We start from the raw sequence: 16,227 nt of genomic DNA, 5'->3' as shown, positions 1-16,227 counted from the left end.
GACCTGCTTGATCGGGCCATCGCCCCATATGTCGGCGTTCACTGGGAGCGGACTCTCGGCGAAAGCGGGCGGCTGGTCCGGGACGAGGGAGAGGATGACGACGTGGTTTCCTTCGTCGTCGGGTTCCGGGTCATGCTCTGACCTGTATATCTCATCGACTACTCCGGCGGTCCACTTCGCCGGAGTAGTTGAAACCCAAAATACCGATATACTGCGAGAACCCTGAAGATGATCGATCCCCGGCATCCGTTCCTGGACGAAATCATTCATGCACTGGGCCACAAGATAGGACCATCGGTCCCTATGTGGCTGCACCCGGTAATGCATGTCGTATTGGTCTGGGCGCCGCTCGCCCTGGTTGCCGTGGGTTTATATTTCCTGGTCAAGGCGCTTTGGAACAATGCGCGCGCAAGGGCAAAATCACTCCCGTCCAAGCGAACCTATGCGCAGGGTGAAGCGGGGATATATGCGTTCGTGCTCAGTTACTCGGCACGGAAACAGGCAATGCTGATCGCAGCCGGCCTCCTCTCGCTTCCCATCCTGTATGCCACGCTCGAACTGCCGAAACTGATCATCAATAACGCACTATCGGAGGCTAGACCGGAATCAGTGATCGACCGGTTCGGCTTCTCGGAAACGACCCTACTATTCGTGCTCAGCGGATTGTATCTCCTCGCCATTGCCGCAAACGGCCTCGCCAAGTACTGGCTCAATGTTCGAAAAGGACGTGTCGGTGAGCGCCTTCTCCGTCGCCTTCGCCTGACCATATTCCGGCATTGGCAGCGCAGGGCTCACGGAGAGCGAGATACCGAAGTCATCCCACTGATCACACAGGAAATTGAGCCGATAGGCGGATTTGCTGCCGATGCGTTCGCTGTTCCCGTTTTCCAGGGCGGGACTCTGGCGACAATCTTGTTTTTCATGTTCCTCCAGGACCCCGTACTCGGCGCAGCCGCCCTGACCCTGCTGCCGGTTCAGCTTGCACTGATCCCTAAAATCCAGCGGCGTGTGAACGCGCTGACACGAACGAGAGTTTCCGGAACCCGGGCCTTCGGCCGAGAGCTTGGAGCTGTTTTGCAGGACAGTGGCGCCCCGCGTTCGTCCGGTATCCGGTTCTCCATACGCAAGAGGATCCGGTTTCTCGAGGAGGTGCGTGAAAAGATCTACCGCTGGAAATTCTTCCAGAAAGCGCTGAACAACTTCCTGACCTCGCTCACCCCGTTTTTCTTCTACTCCATCGGAGGGTACCTTGTCCTCGAGGGTCGCCTGACGATTGGCGCGCTTGTCGCCGCGCTTGCCGCCTACAAGGACATCTCAGCACCTCTGAGGGAGCTTTTTCAACATTATCAAATCCTTGAAGATGTGAAGATTCGCTACGCAGCACTTCAGGACTTCATTCACGAAACCCGCCACCAGAGCGGTGACGAAGAACTTGTGGATCTTGGCAACATGGAGCGGAGGACAGCATGAGACTGGATGTCATCAAGGGAAAACCGGCTCTCCGCGCCGGGCTCGCCATATTTGCCTCCCTGATGTTTTCAGAGGGCTTCGGACAAGCGAATGCGGACATCTCCAAAGATGTCTTCGATGCCATCTCCATTGAGCAGCTCTCCGTCGAACCTGCCACGCAAGGGGCTTCGGCGCGTGTCAAGTTCGCCATTGAGAATGAGAGCGGGCAGCCGCTCACGCTCACCGGGGTGAGTTCCGGCACAGCGTCGTCCGGTGCCTTGCGGCTGCGCTTTCCAATCACCGGAATGAGCCCTGTCCCCGAGCTGGCGATTCTGGATCGCGAACGCCTGGACCTCGGAACCTCGCATGTCGAAGCGGTGCTGCTTGATGTCCGGGAACCGATCAGTCATGGCGACACGGTTCATCTGACCCTTCACTTCCGCAGCTTCAGCATTCCCGTCGTCGCCCACGCCCATCCGTAACGCTCAACGGGTGTCGATGGCTTTGGAGGCGGAGCGTTCGGCCTAGCGGGTCGCCCTGTCACGAAGCCTCATCCTCAATGGCTGTGTTCGGTTTGCGGAGCCAGCCAACGAGCCAGATAGAACCGCTCGAAGACAAAGACCGAGATAATCGCCCCGGCCGCGTAAAACACGATCATTGGATCGGTATCCAGCTTCATCAGAGTGAATGCAGCAAGCACGGTGCCGTCAAATCCGAGCGCCAGCAGCAACACCGGCGCCGACGCTCCGGTCTCGTGGCGCCGGAAGCGGAACACACCCCAATGCACCACCATATCCATCACGAGGTAGAAGAATGCACCGAGTGACGCAATCCGGCTCAGGTCAAAGAAAACAGCGAGGATCGACGCGATCACCACGGTGTAGACCAGCGTGTGTCGCTGGATTGTCCCGGACATGCCGAAATGGCTGTGGGGGATCATCTTCATGTCCGTCAGCATGGCAAGCATGCGGGATACGGCGAAGACACTTGCGAGGACGCCTGAAACAGTGGCGACGGCTGCGAGGAGCACGGTCATATAAAAGCCGGTATTGCCAAAAGCCGGCTCGGCTGCTTCGGCTAGGGAATAGTCCTTTGCAGCAATGATTTCGTCGAGGCTTAAGCTCGAGCCGACCCCGAAAGCGACCAAAAGATAGGTTAGCACGCAAATCGCGATCGAGATCATGATAGCGCGGCCCACATTGCGATGCGGGTTCGTGATTTCGGCACCGCTATTGGTGATGGTCGTGAATCCTTTAAAGGCTAGGATTGCCAAGGCTACAGATGCGACGAAACCTATCGGGCCGAACGAGCTTCCGGGATTGGAGGAAGAGGCTGCAAAGCTGAAGCCGCTTGACCAGAGTGCGGCGATCCCGAACAGGGCAATACCGCCGATCTTGACAGCGGCCATCAAGATCGAGAACAACCCCACGGACCGGTTTCCGGCAATGTTAATCAGAAATGCGAACACGATGACCCCAACCGCGAGTATCGGCACCAACGGTCCGTCCGCGATATCGAAGGGGCGCAGCACATAAGTCGCGAAAGTTCTCGCAACGAGACTCTCGGCGATAACCATACTCAGCGCCATTAGGAGCGCGGCGCCGGCGGCGACTGCCCCCGGTCCGTAGCATTTTTGCAGGATCATTGCGATCCCGCCGGAAGAGGGCCAAGCGTTCGACATGCTGATGTAACTGTAGGCGCTGAACCCGGTGATTATGGCCCCAACGATGAAAGCCAGAGGAAACAAAGGCCCTGCCAGTTCTGCTATTTGTCCCGTCAAGGCGAAGATCCCGGCGCCGATCATGACTCCGGTTCCCATGGCGACGGCGCCACCGAGTGACAATGAGTCGGCTTGATAGCTTGCTTCGCGTTTTTCGTTTTTGGCGCTGTTCATTTGATCGAGTTCTCCTCAAGTGTTTGCGCGTAGGTTTCTGGGCTTCCGGCCCTGGTTCTCCAAAGACCGAAAATGATGCCTATACCCGACAAGAGTCCGAGCCCCGTGAGACTGAAAAGGATGTCCATACCGTCATCTTCTATCGCCCTGAGACCGGCGCCGGTATGCGATAGCAGGAACGTCGCCGGTATCATCCCGGCGGCGGTCGCGAGGGCAAACCACGACCGATCCAAGCGAGTGAGGCCTGCGGCATAGCTGATCACGTCGAAGGACACAGCCGGCAGCAAGCGGGCGATAAATACGACCGTGGTGAGGCCGACTTGGGAGTTCACCGTTCGCGGAAGCGAGATCGTCCCGATCCAGCGGCCAATCCGTTCTCGCCCGAACCGTCTGGCGAGTTCGAATGCGATTAGTGCGCCGATCTCGGCACCAGCAAGTGCGTATATAGTGCCCCATAGATGCCCGTAGACCGCTCCCGCCGCCAATGTGATCGGGGCGCTTGGTATGGGGCTGAACACGACAGCGGCTGCCATGATGAGCATGAGAATCACTGGACCCCATTGACCGGTATCCGCGATCTTGACCACGATTTGGTCGGCGGACCACCAAGGCACCGCTGAGGCGAGCGCATAGAGTAGTCCGGCCATGGATATGACCGTGACCGTTGCAGCTATGTGTTTGACCGGCAATGTGAAGCGATAGCCGAAGGTCAATTTTGAGGGCCTCCACTCGATGGAAGCGGATCTCCGAAGCGTGGGATGAAACGGGGTGTCCGTTCGGCATAGCGGCGATATTCTTCGCCGAAGGCGGCTTCGGCGGCCTTTTCTTCCGACAGTGACAGGCGCCAATACATGAACAGCAGAACGGGATACATCGCGATGGTGAGTAGCGTCGGCCATTGGACGAGAAACCCGGTCAGGATTGCGACGAAACCGACATACTGAGGATGCCGGATACGCGCATAGAGACCGGCTACGGCGAGCCTTCCCTCCTTTTGCGCCTGATGGAGGGCGGGCCATGCTGCTGATAGGAGAAGGAAGCCGATGCCGAGCAAGAGAAAACTTAGAAGGTGGAACGGCCCAAAATGGGGATTGTTTTCCCAGCCGAATATCATTTCCGGGAGATGCCCCGAATCATGAGCGAGCCAATTGATATTCGGATAGGCGCTCTGCAGCCAGCCTGACAGCAGGTAGATGGTCAGAGGAAACCCGTACATCTCCGTGAATAGAGCGATCAAAAAGGCGCTGAAGGCACCAAAAGACCTCCAGTCGCGTTTCGTCTGCGGTTTGAAGAAGCTGAAAGCGAAAATGATAAACACGGCCGAATTGATGATCACCAATGACCACAATCCGTAGTCAGCCTGCGGCTCAGTCATTATTCCGCTCCCCGGCTTGTTCGCCGAATGATCTCGGTGTTTCGTTTCCTTTTTTCGATCCGGGGCTGTGATCGGAATCGGCCGGAGCTTCGTTGCCGTGCCCGTGTCCTCCATGCATGAAAACATGAAGCAACGGACATGCAAGAAGTAGGAGATAGGGGAGGTAGGGTACGGCTAACTGAATGTGGGCCGAGTGCTCTGTCCAGAGGAAGTATCCGGCGATTAGAATAAATCCTGCGTAAGCAATAGACCTGCGATTAAACAAGGAGTTCATTTATACCATCCAACCGACAGCTCCGAGGCTGTCGTTCAATGTGCTTCGAGTAACTGAGGAAGGGTAGATCCGGTATCGAATCCACCATTCATCTGACTACGACCATTTGATGCCCCACTCCGGAGAGTTGGAACCTCTTGACCACTGCGCCGCTCGAGATGTCGACCACCCAAGCTTCTGGGTTAGCTCTGGATGAGACTAGAGCCTGACCAGAATTCGGAATCGTGGTCACGTGATATGGCTCGGAACCTAGGGGGTAGGTCGTAATTGAGCCTGATTTTAGGTTTATGGACGCAACGGCATCGCTTCCTGTAACTGCGACAAACAGACGTTTTCCGTCATCTGACAGATCGAGACCGTGAACTTCACTATCGATGGCAATGTCTCGGAGAACTTTACCGGTGTTGACATCCAGCTCGATGACGCGGCCTGTGCCGGAATCTGCGATGTAAAGAGTTCCGGCACCCAGTCCGTACGCCATATGCTCAGGCGCTTCTCCTGCGAGAAAATTGCGCCTAACAAATGCGCGCGCAAGATCGACTTCGCTTACAGTCCCGTTCCCGGTGTTCGTCACAAAGGCCGTTTGGGATGACTGGTCAATGATTGAGTAATTAGGCATCGGGCCGGTTGGAACCCATCCGGTGACCTCATAGTTGCTCAAATCGATTATAGAGATGCCGTCGGCCCCCGGATGGGTGGCAACTGCATAGCGGCCATCTGGGGACATCGCCGTGTGATGTACTGCACCGGGAACTTCTAATCGACGAATGATAGTTCCTGAAGCTCGGTCGATGATGGAGAGGATGCTGATACCTGCAATGGCTGGCCCGATCGATTTTCCAGAGGCCCCATGATGGGCAGTATGCTCGCCAGCAGTTACGGAAGCTGGAGCCTCCACGGGTTTGTCCGTTTCTATGAAACTTCCGGCGACGAGAACGCCGGAATTCGCCGTCCCGGACAGACCGTGGACCGCTTCCAATCCGTCAATTCGGCGGATCGTAGATCCGTTTGCACCATCGACTACGAGAACCGAATCGGCACTCCCTTCCGGGACATAAATCGTCTGGGCATAAACCAAACTGGAGGTGACGCTTAGCATAGCGGTAGTAATGATCGCCCCAAATGGCTTAGAGAATGTGGATTTCAGGTGAGATGACAAAGCGCTAGCAAAGGAACTCGCTGTCACGAGACAGCACCGGGATCGCTGAGAAAATCTCGACGACATCGTTCACTCCATGGATTCTGGTCGTGACCCTCAGAGTTCACCCCCCCTGAGAGATCAGGTCCTTGTATATTTTTCAGATTGTTTGGCAGAGACCAGGCGGCCCGGAATTACGGAGGCACGCCTTAGCCCCATCAAACGGCTCGCCAATTGGCCAAGCCTTCGGAAAAGCCATTAGACCGATTTGCTCAACGATGGCGGCCTGAGCAAGCCAGTCACAGCCAATCCGTCACCAAGGAAATTCGACTGGGAATGGAAATGTCTCGAAATAAAATGGAAAAGCCGCAAAACATCATTCGCGACAATAAAAGTCAGACAAGCGAATGTGAGATGACAACGCACCTCCGGATCGGAGGGAGAAGTGTTTTCTGAATCAGTGTCCTGTTCGTCAAAATCCTGCACGGTCAACTCGGTATGATGCGCTTGGGATTCCCACGGATCGATCACGACAGCTTTGTTGGCAATTAGAGACAGAAAGGCCATTGCGACGAAAAGTGGTGCCGCCCAATAAGCTCTCTGTCTGCCAAAAATGCCAAGCATTCTCTATCTTCCTATTTTCGAGTACCTTGGACAATCTCAGCGTTTGGTGCCTTGATCCAGATCAAGAAGAAAGCGTACAGAAACACTTTCGCTACCCCCCATTCTCTCACCGGATCCCGTTTGCAAGTTGCAGAGCGCGAACGTACTTAACGATCATCTCGACTTGCTTCTCGGTCACGCCATTAACGGGCTTCATATCTCCGAACCGCCAATGATGGGCTCGTGCGCCGCGTAGGGCTGCGAGATAGAAGGATTCGTCGCTATGGTGGCCCGCCGCATATACACGATGCAGGAATGGAGGACCCTTGTCGGTCCCCACGCCATTTATTCCATGGCATGCTGCGCAGAATTTGTCGTAAGCGATTTTCCCAAATACTGCCGCACCTTTCAGGTCTGGTTGTCTGACCTCCTGACTCCATGCGGAAGTGGACAGAACCACTAACGCAATCGCAGTCGATGTAAGGACTCGCATATTATTCTCCCTTGTCCGAACGCGTGACTTTCTGTTGCCTTTGCTGAATTTCCCGTGGCCAGGTACTCTTGATGAAAGACAGCACGGCGACGATGCTTCGATCGTCGAGGATCTCGTCAAAGCCGGGCATGTCGCTCTCGTATCCGTTACCCACCAAAACGGTCGGACCGAATTTTGTCAGTTCGAAGATGATGCGATCCGGGTGATGCCACGTATGGCCGCTCTTATCGTGAGGCGGTGCGGGTAGCCGCCCGTCCGCTCTTCTTTGTCTCCAGGACGGCTGCCCCTCCAGATTCTGTCCGTGGCAAACTGCGCAATGTTCGGCGTAGATGATTTTCCCGGCGGTCACGAGTTCCGGATTGTTGGTATCCAACGCGGGGGCCGACGTATTGTTCTGTCCCTGCCAATAAAAAGCGGCCAAGCCGGTTCCGATAATCGCGACGATCGCAGCGGCCCCGAGTACGATGTTTCGGGCTTTCACCGCGAAAGAGCCTTCTTTCGATCCTCGAACTCTTCTCTGTCGATTTCCCCTCGTGCGAAACGCTCTTCAAGGATGCGCAAGGCGGAGCCGGCACTGCTTCCAGACCCGAACAAGCGGCTGACGACAACAATTGCGACAATGATCAGTCCAAGCGCGACCAGCATCATGAATGGCCCCATGAACCAGCCGCCGTATATCATGTGTTCGCCGTAGAAACCGTCGCCTGGAGCTGCTGTCGCGGTGCGCGCGAGGGCCGCTGATCCAGCTAAAGCAGTTAGGCTGCAGATACCTTGTCGGATTAGCATGTTTTGTCCTCCCGTGTGCGTGAGCCTAGTGACGTATAAGGTTCCCGGAGCTACCGTCGCCGGAAAGATCGTTGATAATCGGACATTCAGGGCGATCGTCCCCAGCGCAATGATCGAGAAGGTGAACAAGAACCTCACGGAGATTTCTCAATTCGACGATCTTCACCTCGATCTCATCCAGGTTTTTCTGGGCAAGTCTCTTCACGTCGGCACTGCTCCTCCCCGAGTCCTCATAAAGCGACAGAAGCGTTCGACAATCATCGACGCAGAAACCAAGACTCCGGGCTCTTTGAACAAAGCGCAATTTGTGGATCTCGATGTCTCCATACTGCCGGTAACCGTTCTCGGAGCGTGGAGCCACAACCAAACCGATATCCTCATAGTAGCGGATTGTCTTGACCGGCAGGTTCGACGCCCTTGATGCTTGACCTATATTCTTGAGAATGCTCATTTTTTCCTCACGAGCTGTAAGCGCCGGTGTGTGCGGCCCAGTAAGGTGCCACGTAGCCTTACTTTAGCCGGACTCGTTTGAGACGCAGCGCGTTGCCGACCACGGAAAGCGACGAAAGGCTCATGGCCGCCGCCGCAAGGATTGGTGACAACAGAATCCCAAAAACAGGATAGAGCACACCCGCAGCGATCGGCACGCCGGCTGCGTTGTAGATAAAGGCAAAGAACAGGTTTTGACGGATATTTCGCATCGTCGCCGTCGACAGGTGACGCGCTCGTACGATGCCCTGTAGATCGCCCTTTACCAGCGTGAATCCAGCGCTCTCGATTGCAACATCGGCTCCGGTACCCATTGCAATGCCGACATCCGCCTGTGCCAGCGCCGGCGCGTCGTTCACACCGTCGCCAGCCATTGCAACCTTTTGGCCCTGCCCTTGGTGCTCCCGGACGATGTTGACCTTGTCTTCCGGCAAGACATCAGCGCGAAACTCCGCAATTCCAAGGCGATCGGCGACCGCTTTCGCGGTCCTGGCGTTGTCGCCAGTCGCCATAAGAATCCGTAGCCCGGCATCCCGCAGCGCCTTGAGTGCTGCCGGTGTAGTTTCCTTTATCGGGTCTGCCACTGCGATAAGACCGGCCGCCTTTTTGTCAATTACGACGAACATCACTGTCTCGCCGTCATTTTGACGGGCCTTGATCGCCTCGCCCAGTTCTCCGGTTTCAATGTTTCGTTTTGAAAGAAGTCTTTCGTTGCCGAGAGCGACCTCAGTTCCGTCGATACTGCCGACCACCCCCATACCCGTGATTGCTTCAAACTCACCGACAGAGCGTAGAGTAAGACCTCTTTCCTTTGCGCCCTTCACGATGGCTTCGGCAAGGGGGTGTTCCGAGCCGCGCTCCAGGCTTGCCGCGAGCGTCAGAAGCTCAGTTTCGTCAAATCCTTCCGCAGTTTCCACAGCAACCAGCTTTGGGCGCCCCTCGGTCAGAGTGCCCGTCTTGTCCACAACCAGTATAGAGACAGCGGAAAACCGTTCGAGAGCCTCGGCGTTCTTGATAAGCACGCCAGCTTCTGCGCCTCGGCCCGTCGCAGTCATGATGGACATCGGCGTTGCGAGCCCGAGCGCACAGGGGCAAGCAATGATCAGCACCGAAACGGCGACAACCAATGCATAGGCCATGGCCGGTGGCGGGCCCCATATTGACCAAGCAGCAAAAGCCGTGGCCGCTATCAAGATGACAGCAGGGACAAACCATCCGGCCACGGTGTCAGCTAGCCGCTGAATCGGCGCTCTGCTGCGTTGCGCCTGACTCACCATGTCGACGATTTGGCTGAGCAGGGTGTCCTTGCCGACGCGACGCGCTTCCATGATGATCGAACCCGACTGGTTGATCGTCGCGCCGGTCACGGTGTCTCCGGATGATTTCTCCGTGGGAATAGACTCGCCGGAGATCATCGACTCGTCAATCGATGTGCGACCTTCATGGACGACGCCATCGACGGGAACCTTTTCTCCCGGTCGGACGCGTAACCGGTTGCCGACGACCACTTGATCAAGATCAATCTCTTCCTCTGTTCCATCGTCCCGGACAATGATCGCAGTCTTTGCCGCAAGGCTCAGCAGGGCTTTGATTGCTCCCGACGTCTTTTCTCGAGCGGACAGTTCCATGATCTGACCGAGTAGAACCAGAATCACGATGACCGCTCCGGCCTCGTAATAGACACCGACCGACCCGTCACTGTTTCTGAAGCCATCGGGGAACGTCTGTGGCAGAATCGTTGCAATCAAACTGAAACCATATGCCGCCCCGACACCGAGTGCGATCAGGGAAAACATGTTCAGGTTTCGGGAGAGGAACGATTTCCAGCCACGCACGAAAAATGGCCAGCCGGACCAGAGTATGACCGGCGTTGCCAGAACGAGTTCAGCCCAACTCGCCATCTGTTCGCCGAGCCATTCGCGAACCGGTATGCCTAAGTGTGGCCCCATGGCCAAAACCAGAACGGGTAGAGTCAGGATCGCACCAACCCAGAATCGCTTGGTGAAATCGATCAGTTCAGGGTTTGGGCCCGCGTCGGCCGAGGGCAACAACGGTTCAAGCGCCATGCCGCAGATCGGACAGTCTCCGGGGCCTTCTTGAATGATCTCTGGATCCATCGGACAGGTGAAGAGGGTATCTTCCGGCATCGGCTCATGCGCTGGCCTGCCGGTCATATATGTATCGGGAGCTGCCAGGAATTTGTCTTCGCACAAGGACGAGCAGAAATAAAATTTCTCCCCGCCATGTTTTTGCATATGCGCGGCACTGGAGTGGTCAACCGACATGCCGCAGACCGGGTCCTCGCTCCTCAGATAACTCTCGGGGTCGGACTGGAACTTGGTCAGGCATTTTGGATTGCAAAAGTGATACAGGTGACCCGCATGATTGAGTGTCAGATCATCTTTTCTATGCTCGACAATCATGCCGCACACCGGATCCCGGGTAACAATCGTCTTCCCGGAACTCCGCGTTTCTGACGACAAATTGACCATAGTCTGCTCGCTTCCAGATCTATTTAGTTTGATGATAATTGACTCTGGTCCTTCCAGTTGGTGGAGGGTCAAGAGATATGATGGGAATTTTTTAGATAGTTAGATCGATGGTTTTTGGTGGCAGCTGTAAGAACATGCCTTAACTGTGGGCTGCTTGCTTAAATTATGAGAAGTTTTTAAAAAATTAATAATACTATCAATGCGTTATGACGTTATAAGTTTCGATCTTATCCGGGCTTGTTTGGCGATCCCCGTTGGGTCCGGGCTCTATTCCGCGTCCTTCGGTCGCTCCACGGAGCCCCGCAAGCGGGTCTCCGCCCATGCCGAAACGATCCCTATCGCGCAGCACCACTGCCCGCTTTGGGTCGAAAACGGCCAGCCGCCTTGCGGGCTGATTCACCACGGCTGGAGGTTAAACGGACATTGGCCTCCGGCTATAGCAGCGCAATCCGATTTACCCTTACAGGAATCAAATTGAGCGGTTTTTCAACCGGATCAAACCCTGTCGCCGCAGTTTAAGCCGAGACAGCTTCGCCGAGCTCACTGACGGCCTGCCCGATGGCCGCGTCGATGGCGCGTTCCCAGTCCGCCGCGCTGGCGGTATCGCCGCTGGCCGGGAACAGGATGCCGCGCGAGGAGCTGACAATCCCGCCTTCGAGGCCGTTCGGGCCTTTGACAAAGCCGTTCACGGCCCCGGCCGCGTCTCCGCCCTGCGCGCCATAGCCCGGCACCAGGAAGAGCGTGCGCGGCATGATCTGGCGGATGCGTTCCGCTTCGCCGGGATAGGTCGCGCCGACGACCACGCCGAGGGAGGACCAGCCGGTCTCCCCGCCAGTCAGCGCTTCCGCCTGGCTGTTCAGCCTGTCCGCGACAGTCTCGGCGAGACTGCGATTGCCGATCTTGAGGTCCTGAAAATCCCCCGATCCCGGATTGCTGGTTTTCACCAGGATGAAGAGGCCGCGCCCATGCGCCTTCGCCGTCGTGAAGAACGGCTCCAACGTATCCATGCCGAGATAGGGGTTGAGGGTCAGGGCATCGGCCGGCAGCGGGGCGTCATCCGTGAGATAAGCCCCGGCATAAGCGTCCGCCGTGCTGCCGATATCGCCGCGCTTGGCATCGAGCAGCACCAGCATGCCGCACTTGCGGGCGTGGGAGCAAACCTCCTCCAGCGCCCGGATCCCGCGCCAGCCCATCCGCTCGAAGAAAGCGATCTGCGGCTTCACCACCGCTGCCTTGCCCGCCGCCCTGTCCAGCACGGCCTTCAGGAAGGCTTCCACCGCCGGTGCCGTCAGCGGATTGCCGGGCGACATGTCGCCGTCACGGAACAGGGGCGGAATACGGTCGAGGTAAGGGTCGAGGCCAACACAAAGCGGATTGCCGAGCGCGCGCACGCGTTCGATCAGGGCATCGCCAAAATGCTGCATGGAAATCTCCGGAGAAGTTTCCAGCTTGTAAGGCAAACCCTTTCTCCCTGTCCAGAGGCTATGCCACAAAATGTGGCTCAGGGAATGCGTTCGACCCGCAGCACGTTGGTCGAGCCCGGCGTGCCCATCGGGACCCCGGCGGTAATCACGATCTTGTCGCCCGTACCACCGAATTCCGCCGCTTTCGCCACCTCGACCGCCCGCTTCACCACAGCCGAGAAGCGCTGTTCCTGCTCGACATGCACCGCGTGCACGCCCCAGGCCATGGCCAGACGCCGTGCCGTCCGCTCATTCGCGGTCACGCAGAGGATCGGCACCGCCGGGCGTTCCCGCGAAGCGCGGATCGTGGTCGAGCCGGAGGTCGTGTAGGTCACGATGCAGGACGCATTGACCGTCTCGGCCACCTGCCGTGCCGCCAGCGTGATCGCGTCGGAAACCGTCGGCTCCGGCTCATCATGGCTGGCATTGATGATCTGCTGGTAAACCCGGTCGCCTTCGACCTCACGGATGATGCGGTTCATCATCTCCACCGCCTCGACCGGATACTCGCCCGCCGCCGATTCAGCCGACAGCATGACCGCATCGGCGGAATCGTAGACCGCCGTCGCCACGTCCGAGGCCTCGGCCCGGGTCGGGGTCGGACTGCTCACCATGGAATCCAGCATCTGCGTCGCCACCACCACCGGCTTGCCGAGCGTCCGGCACAGCTTGATGATGCGCTTCTGCAGCATCGGCACCTTTTCCGGCGGCATCTCCACGCCGAGATCCCCGCGCGCGACCATGACGCTGTCCGTCAGCTCGCAGATTTCCTCCAGTCGGTCGATTGCCTGGGGCTTCTCCAGCTTGACGATGATCGAGGCCTGGTCGCCGATCAGCTTGCGCGCTTCCGCCACGTCTTCCGGGCGCTGCACGAAGGAGAGCGCGACCCAGTCCACGCCGAGACTGAGAGCGAAGGACAGATCCGTCCGGTCCTTGGCGCTCAGGGGCGAGAGCCCGAGCATGACATTGGGAACATTGACGCCCTTGTTGTTGGAGAGCGGCCCGCCGGTGATCACCTTGGTTTCGGCGAACCCGTCACCGCATTTGGTCACGGTGAGCCGGATCTTGCCGTCATCCAGCAGCAGATCGGTGCCTTTCTCCAGCGCCTCGAAAATTTCCGTATGCGGCAGGCAGACCCGCTTCTGGTCACCGGGGGCCCGGTCCAGATCGACGCGGAACTTGGCGCCCGCCTTCAATTCGATCTTGCCGTCCGCGAAGCTTCCGATACGGAGCTTCGGGCCCTGTAGATCCGCCATGACCGCGATCGGCCGGCCGGTCGCCTTCTCAAGCTCCCGGATCACCCGCAGGCGCTCGGCATGATCGCGATGCGAGCCATGGCTGAAATTCAGGCGGAAAACATCCACCCCGGCCCGGAAGAGCTCTTCGATGCGCTTCGGGGTTGAGCTCGCCGGCCCCAGGGTCGCGACGATCTTCGTCTTTCTATATCTTCTCATGATGCCAGTTAAACGCGACCACGGTTACAATTCAAATCGTCATTCACGAGGATCGACGGACGGTCGCTCCGGTCACTCGATCAGGATGGCGCGAAAATCGTTCACATTCGTCAGAGTCGGCCCCGTCATCACAAGGCCACCGGCCTTCTCGAAAAACCCGTATCCGTCATTATCGGCGAGATAGGGTTTCGGATCGTCGAGACCATCCTCCAGACGGTCGAAAATCTCGCCGCTCATGATACAGCCCGCATTGTCTTCCGTCCCGTCAATACCATCGGTATCGCAGGCAATCGCGGAGATCCTGTGGCGACAATCGGGCATCCGCTCCTGCAGGGTGACAAGCAACGAGAGCAGGAATTCGGCATTACGCCCGCCCCGGCCGGAGCCGCGCACGGTCACCGTCGTCTCGCCGCCGGAAAGCAGCACCAGGGGCGCCCCCGCAGGCTGGCCATGCCGGGCGACCTGGGCCGCGATGGCGGCGTGCATTTTCGCCACCTCCCGGCTTTCCCCCTCGATGGCATCGCCGAGAATAAGTGCGCCATACCCCTTCGCCGCCGCATGCTCCGCCGCCGCTTCCAGCGAGCGTTGCGGTGCCGCGACCAGATGCGTTTCCGTGCGCTCGAAAGCGGGATCGCCGGCTTTCGGTGTCTCCGAGGCCGCATCCATCAGCAATGCCGCGACATGCTCGGGCAGATCGATGCTGTATTTCGCCAGGATCGCCCGGGCATCCGCCAGGGTGGACGGGTCCGGCACGGTCGGGCCCGAGGCGATCACATCCAGATCGTCGCCGGGCACATCGGATATCGCCAGCGTCACCAGCCGGGCCGGGGCAGCCGCCGCTGCCAGCCTGCCGCCCTTGATCGCGGAAAGATGCTTCCGGACGCAGTTCATCTCGTGAATGGTCGCGCCGGATTTCAGCAGCGCCCCGTTCAGATCCTGCTTCTCCTCGAAGGAAAGACCTTCCGCCGGCGCCGTCAGCAGCGCGGAGCCGCCGCCCGAGATCAGGCAGACGGCAAGATCATCGGCACCGAGCGTTCCGGCAATCTCCAGAATGCGGGCGGCCGCTGCACGCCCCTGCTCGTCCGGCACCGGATGGGCGGCCTCGACGATCTCGATCTTCTCGCACGGCACCGCATGATCGTAACGGGTGACGACAAGCCCTTCGAAGGTGCGCCCCGGCAGGGTCTCGACAAGATAATCCTCAACCGCCCTCGCCATCGCCCCGCTTGCCTTGCCCGCGCCGAGGATGACGATGCGGCCCTTCACCGGCTCTTCGAACACCCGGTCGAGGAACGGCCGCAGGCAGCGGACCGGGTCCGCCGCGGCAACGGCGGCATCAAACAATTCCCTCAAGAACACGACCTGCGACGCCATACCCATTCCCCGACCAATCCCCCGAAAAGAGGCCGGAGTCTAATCTTGTGGCCTGCCCCGGACAAGCCATCTGCATTCACTTGTCACCGGGCGGCAAAGCGGCTAGATCGCAGCGGCACACAAACCTGACTTTCCGGAATATCATGACCGCCATCCTGACTGGCCGGGACCCTGTTGCGTTCGGCGAACGCAATCCCGATGGCCGCTCCCCGATCCTGTTCATTTCGGACCATCACCGGAACCGTGTCCCGGTCTCCCTGAACAATCTTGGCCTGCCGAAAGCCGAACTCGCCCGGCATATCGGCTACGATATCGGGATTTCCTGGATCGCGGAGTATCTCTCCGACCGGTTCGACGCGCCGCTCGTCCATTCGAATTTTTCCCGGCTGGTGATCGATTGCAACCGGGTGCCCGGCACCGAAGGCTCAATGCCGGAGGTTGCCGACGGAACACGGGTTCCCGGCAACATCGGGCTTTCCCCGGAAGACCGGGAGCAGCGGCGAATCAAGCTGTTCGAGCCTTATCACCGGGCCATCCGCAAAAGGATGACCGCGATGGCAGAGGACGGACGCAGCCCGGTCATCGTCGCCCTGCACAGTTTCACACCGATGATGCAGGACAAGGGCACGCCGCGCCCCTGGGAGATCGGCATCATCTGGAACCGGGACGAACGGCTCGCCCGCCCGGTCATAGAGGCCTTGCGCGGCGATTCCGCGCTCACCATCGGCGATAACGAGCCCTATTCCGGACGCGATGGCGGGTACTCCCTGTACGAGCATCCGGAAGCGGCCGGACATCCCCATATCGGGGTCGAGTTCAGACAGGACCTTGTCGCCACCCGGGAAGGCGCGCACAAATGGGCGCGGGTTTTCGGGAATGCACTGGAAATCGCGGTTTCGTCGCTTACTCTATGACTCTCCGTCTCTTCGGGAAGAGAACGGAA

16 protein-coding genes are annotated in these 16,227 nt (G+C 58.3%); 3 read left to right on the top strand and 13 right to left on the bottom strand.

What is annotated here, in order from left to right; all coding sequences use genetic code 11:
• Positions 1 to 228 precede the first annotated feature (228 nt).
• Together AAC126_RS09850 and AAC126_RS09845 are read left to right on the top strand one after the other, a co-directional pair.
• On the top strand, positions 229 to 1,470 hold the full coding sequence (locus AAC126_RS09850) for a hypothetical protein (protein ID WP_226887017.1): 1,242 nt from the start codon (positions 229 to 231) through the stop codon (positions 1,468 to 1,470).
• Positions 1,467 to 1,931, top strand: a complete 465-nt coding sequence (locus tag AAC126_RS09845; RefSeq protein ID WP_339852776.1) for a copper chaperone PCu(A)C — start codon at positions 1,467 to 1,469, stop codon at positions 1,929 to 1,931. Before AAC126_RS09850 ends, AAC126_RS09845 begins: the two co-directional genes overlap by 4 nt.
• A 74-nt stretch (positions 1,932 to 2,005) precedes the next feature.
• Here the strand turns inward: AAC126_RS09845 and AAC126_RS09840 are convergent, their stop codons facing one another.
• The 13 genes from AAC126_RS09840 to AAC126_RS09780 all read right to left on the bottom strand — a co-directional run bounded on the left by AAC126_RS09840 (position 2,006) and on the right by AAC126_RS09780 (position 15,284).
• Positions 2,006 to 3,343 carry an APC family permease gene (locus AAC126_RS09840; RefSeq protein ID WP_193174004.1) on the bottom strand — a complete coding sequence of 446 codons (1,338 nt, stop codon included), beginning with the start codon at positions 3,341 to 3,343 and terminating at the stop codon, positions 2,006 to 2,008.
• Complete coding sequence (locus AAC126_RS09835; RefSeq protein ID WP_084608016.1) at positions 3,340 to 4,056, bottom strand: TVP38/TMEM64 family protein; 717 nt, start codon at positions 4,054 to 4,056, stop codon at positions 3,340 to 3,342. Before AAC126_RS09835 ends, AAC126_RS09840 begins: the two co-directional genes overlap by 4 nt.
• Complete coding sequence (locus AAC126_RS09830; protein WP_193174003.1) at positions 4,053 to 4,718, bottom strand: isoprenylcysteine carboxylmethyltransferase family protein; 666 nt, start codon at positions 4,716 to 4,718, stop codon at positions 4,053 to 4,055. Before AAC126_RS09830 ends, AAC126_RS09835 begins: the two co-directional genes overlap by 4 nt.
• Entirely contained in the window at positions 4,711 to 4,992 is a 282-nt protein-coding gene (locus tag AAC126_RS09825) for a DUF2933 domain-containing protein (RefSeq protein WP_339852769.1), read from the bottom strand. The genes AAC126_RS09830 and AAC126_RS09825 overlap by 8 nt, the downstream gene beginning before the upstream one ends.
• Positions 4,993 to 5,080: 88 nt before the next feature.
• Complete coding sequence (locus AAC126_RS09820; RefSeq protein WP_193174002.1) at positions 5,081 to 6,178, bottom strand: YncE family protein; 1,098 nt, start codon at positions 6,176 to 6,178, stop codon at positions 5,081 to 5,083.
• A gap of 210 nt (positions 6,179 to 6,388) precedes the next feature.
• Complete coding sequence (locus AAC126_RS09815; protein WP_339852764.1) at positions 6,389 to 6,754, bottom strand: hypothetical protein; 366 nt, start codon at positions 6,752 to 6,754, stop codon at positions 6,389 to 6,391.
• 473 nt (positions 6,755 to 7,227) lie between these two features.
• Complete coding sequence (locus AAC126_RS09810) at positions 7,228 to 7,707, bottom strand: cytochrome c (RefSeq protein ID WP_339852762.1); 480 nt, start codon at positions 7,705 to 7,707, stop codon at positions 7,228 to 7,230.
• A complete protein-coding gene (locus tag AAC126_RS09805; RefSeq protein WP_193174018.1) occupies positions 7,704 to 7,907 on the bottom strand; it encodes an SHOCT domain-containing protein in 204 nt (67 codons plus the stop codon). Before AAC126_RS09805 ends, AAC126_RS09810 begins: the two co-directional genes overlap by 4 nt.
• 130 nt (positions 7,908 to 8,037) lie before the next feature.
• Complete coding sequence (cueR, locus tag AAC126_RS09800; protein ID WP_036552900.1) at positions 8,038 to 8,463, bottom strand: Cu(I)-responsive transcriptional regulator; 426 nt, start codon at positions 8,461 to 8,463, stop codon at positions 8,038 to 8,040.
• Between the two features lie 58 nt (positions 8,464 to 8,521).
• Positions 8,522 to 10,993, bottom strand: coding sequence for a heavy metal translocating P-type ATPase (locus AAC126_RS09795; protein ID WP_028464257.1), 2,472 nt, complete (start codon positions 10,991 to 10,993; stop codon positions 8,522 to 8,524).
• Positions 10,994 to 11,508: 515 nt separating this feature from the next.
• Positions 11,509 to 12,453: an orotidine-5'-phosphate decarboxylase gene (gene pyrF, locus AAC126_RS09790; RefSeq protein ID WP_339852759.1), complete on the bottom strand. Its 945-nt coding sequence runs from the start codon at positions 12,451 to 12,453 to the stop codon at positions 11,509 to 11,511.
• A 41-nt stretch (positions 12,454 to 12,494) separates the two neighbouring features.
• Positions 12,495 to 13,910 (bottom strand): pyruvate kinase, encoded by a 1,416-nt coding sequence (gene pyk, locus AAC126_RS09785; RefSeq protein ID WP_339852757.1) that lies wholly within the window; start codon positions 13,908 to 13,910, stop codon positions 12,495 to 12,497.
• A gap of 72 nt (positions 13,911 to 13,982) precedes the next feature.
• Positions 13,983 to 15,284, bottom strand: a complete 1,302-nt coding sequence (locus AAC126_RS09780) for a glycerate kinase (protein WP_339852754.1) — start codon at positions 15,282 to 15,284, stop codon at positions 13,983 to 13,985.
• Between the two features lie 143 nt (positions 15,285 to 15,427).
• On the opposite strand from AAC126_RS09780, the gene AAC126_RS09775 reads away from it, so the two are divergent.
• Entirely contained in the window at positions 15,428 to 16,198 is a 771-nt protein-coding gene (locus AAC126_RS09775) for an N-formylglutamate amidohydrolase (protein WP_339852751.1), read from the top strand.
• The last annotated feature ends 29 nt before the right edge of the window (positions 16,199 to 16,227 follow it).

Origin of the sequence: uncultured Nisaea sp., assembly GCF_963974195.1 — a bacterium.
Taxonomy (GTDB): Bacteria; Pseudomonadota; Alphaproteobacteria; order Thalassobaculales; family Thalassobaculaceae; genus Nisaea.
The sequence above is the reverse complement of the archived record's forward strand: the minus strand, read 5'-3'. Positions and strand labels throughout refer to the sequence as shown.

Coding starts and splice junctions, on each gene's coding strand:
- AAC126_RS09850 (WP_226887017.1), top strand. CDS start 229: ATGATCGATCCCCGGCATCCGTTCCTGGACGAAATCATTCATGCACTG.
- AAC126_RS09845 (WP_339852776.1), top strand. CDS start 1,467: ATGAGACTGGATGTCATCAAGGGAAAACCGGCTCTCCGCGCCGGGCTC.
- AAC126_RS09840 (WP_193174004.1), bottom strand. CDS start 3,343: ATGAACAGCGCCAAAAACGAAAAACGCGAAGCAAGCTATCAAGCCGAC.
- AAC126_RS09830 (WP_193174003.1), bottom strand. CDS start 4,718: ATGACTGAGCCGCAGGCTGACTACGGATTGTGGTCATTGGTGATCATC.
- AAC126_RS09825 (WP_339852769.1), bottom strand. CDS start 4,992: ATGAACTCCTTGTTTAATCGCAGGTCTATTGCTTACGCAGGATTTATT.
- AAC126_RS09815 (WP_339852764.1), bottom strand. CDS start 6,754: ATGCTTGGCATTTTTGGCAGACAGAGAGCTTATTGGGCGGCACCACTT.
- AAC126_RS09805 (WP_193174018.1), bottom strand. CDS start 7,907: ATGATATACGGCGGCTGGTTCATGGGGCCATTCATGATGCTGGTCGCG.
- cueR (WP_036552900.1), bottom strand. CDS start 8,463: ATGAGCATTCTCAAGAATATAGGTCAAGCATCAAGGGCGTCGAACCTG.
- AAC126_RS09795 (WP_028464257.1), bottom strand. CDS start 10,993: ATGGTCAATTTGTCGTCAGAAACGCGGAGTTCCGGGAAGACGATTGTT.
- pyk (WP_339852757.1), bottom strand. CDS start 13,910: ATGAGAAGATATAGAAAGACGAAGATCGTCGCGACCCTGGGGCCGGCG.
- AAC126_RS09780 (WP_339852754.1), bottom strand. CDS start 15,284: ATGGCGTCGCAGGTCGTGTTCTTGAGGGAATTGTTTGATGCCGCCGTT.
- AAC126_RS09775 (WP_339852751.1), top strand. CDS start 15,428: ATGACCGCCATCCTGACTGGCCGGGACCCTGTTGCGTTCGGCGAACGC.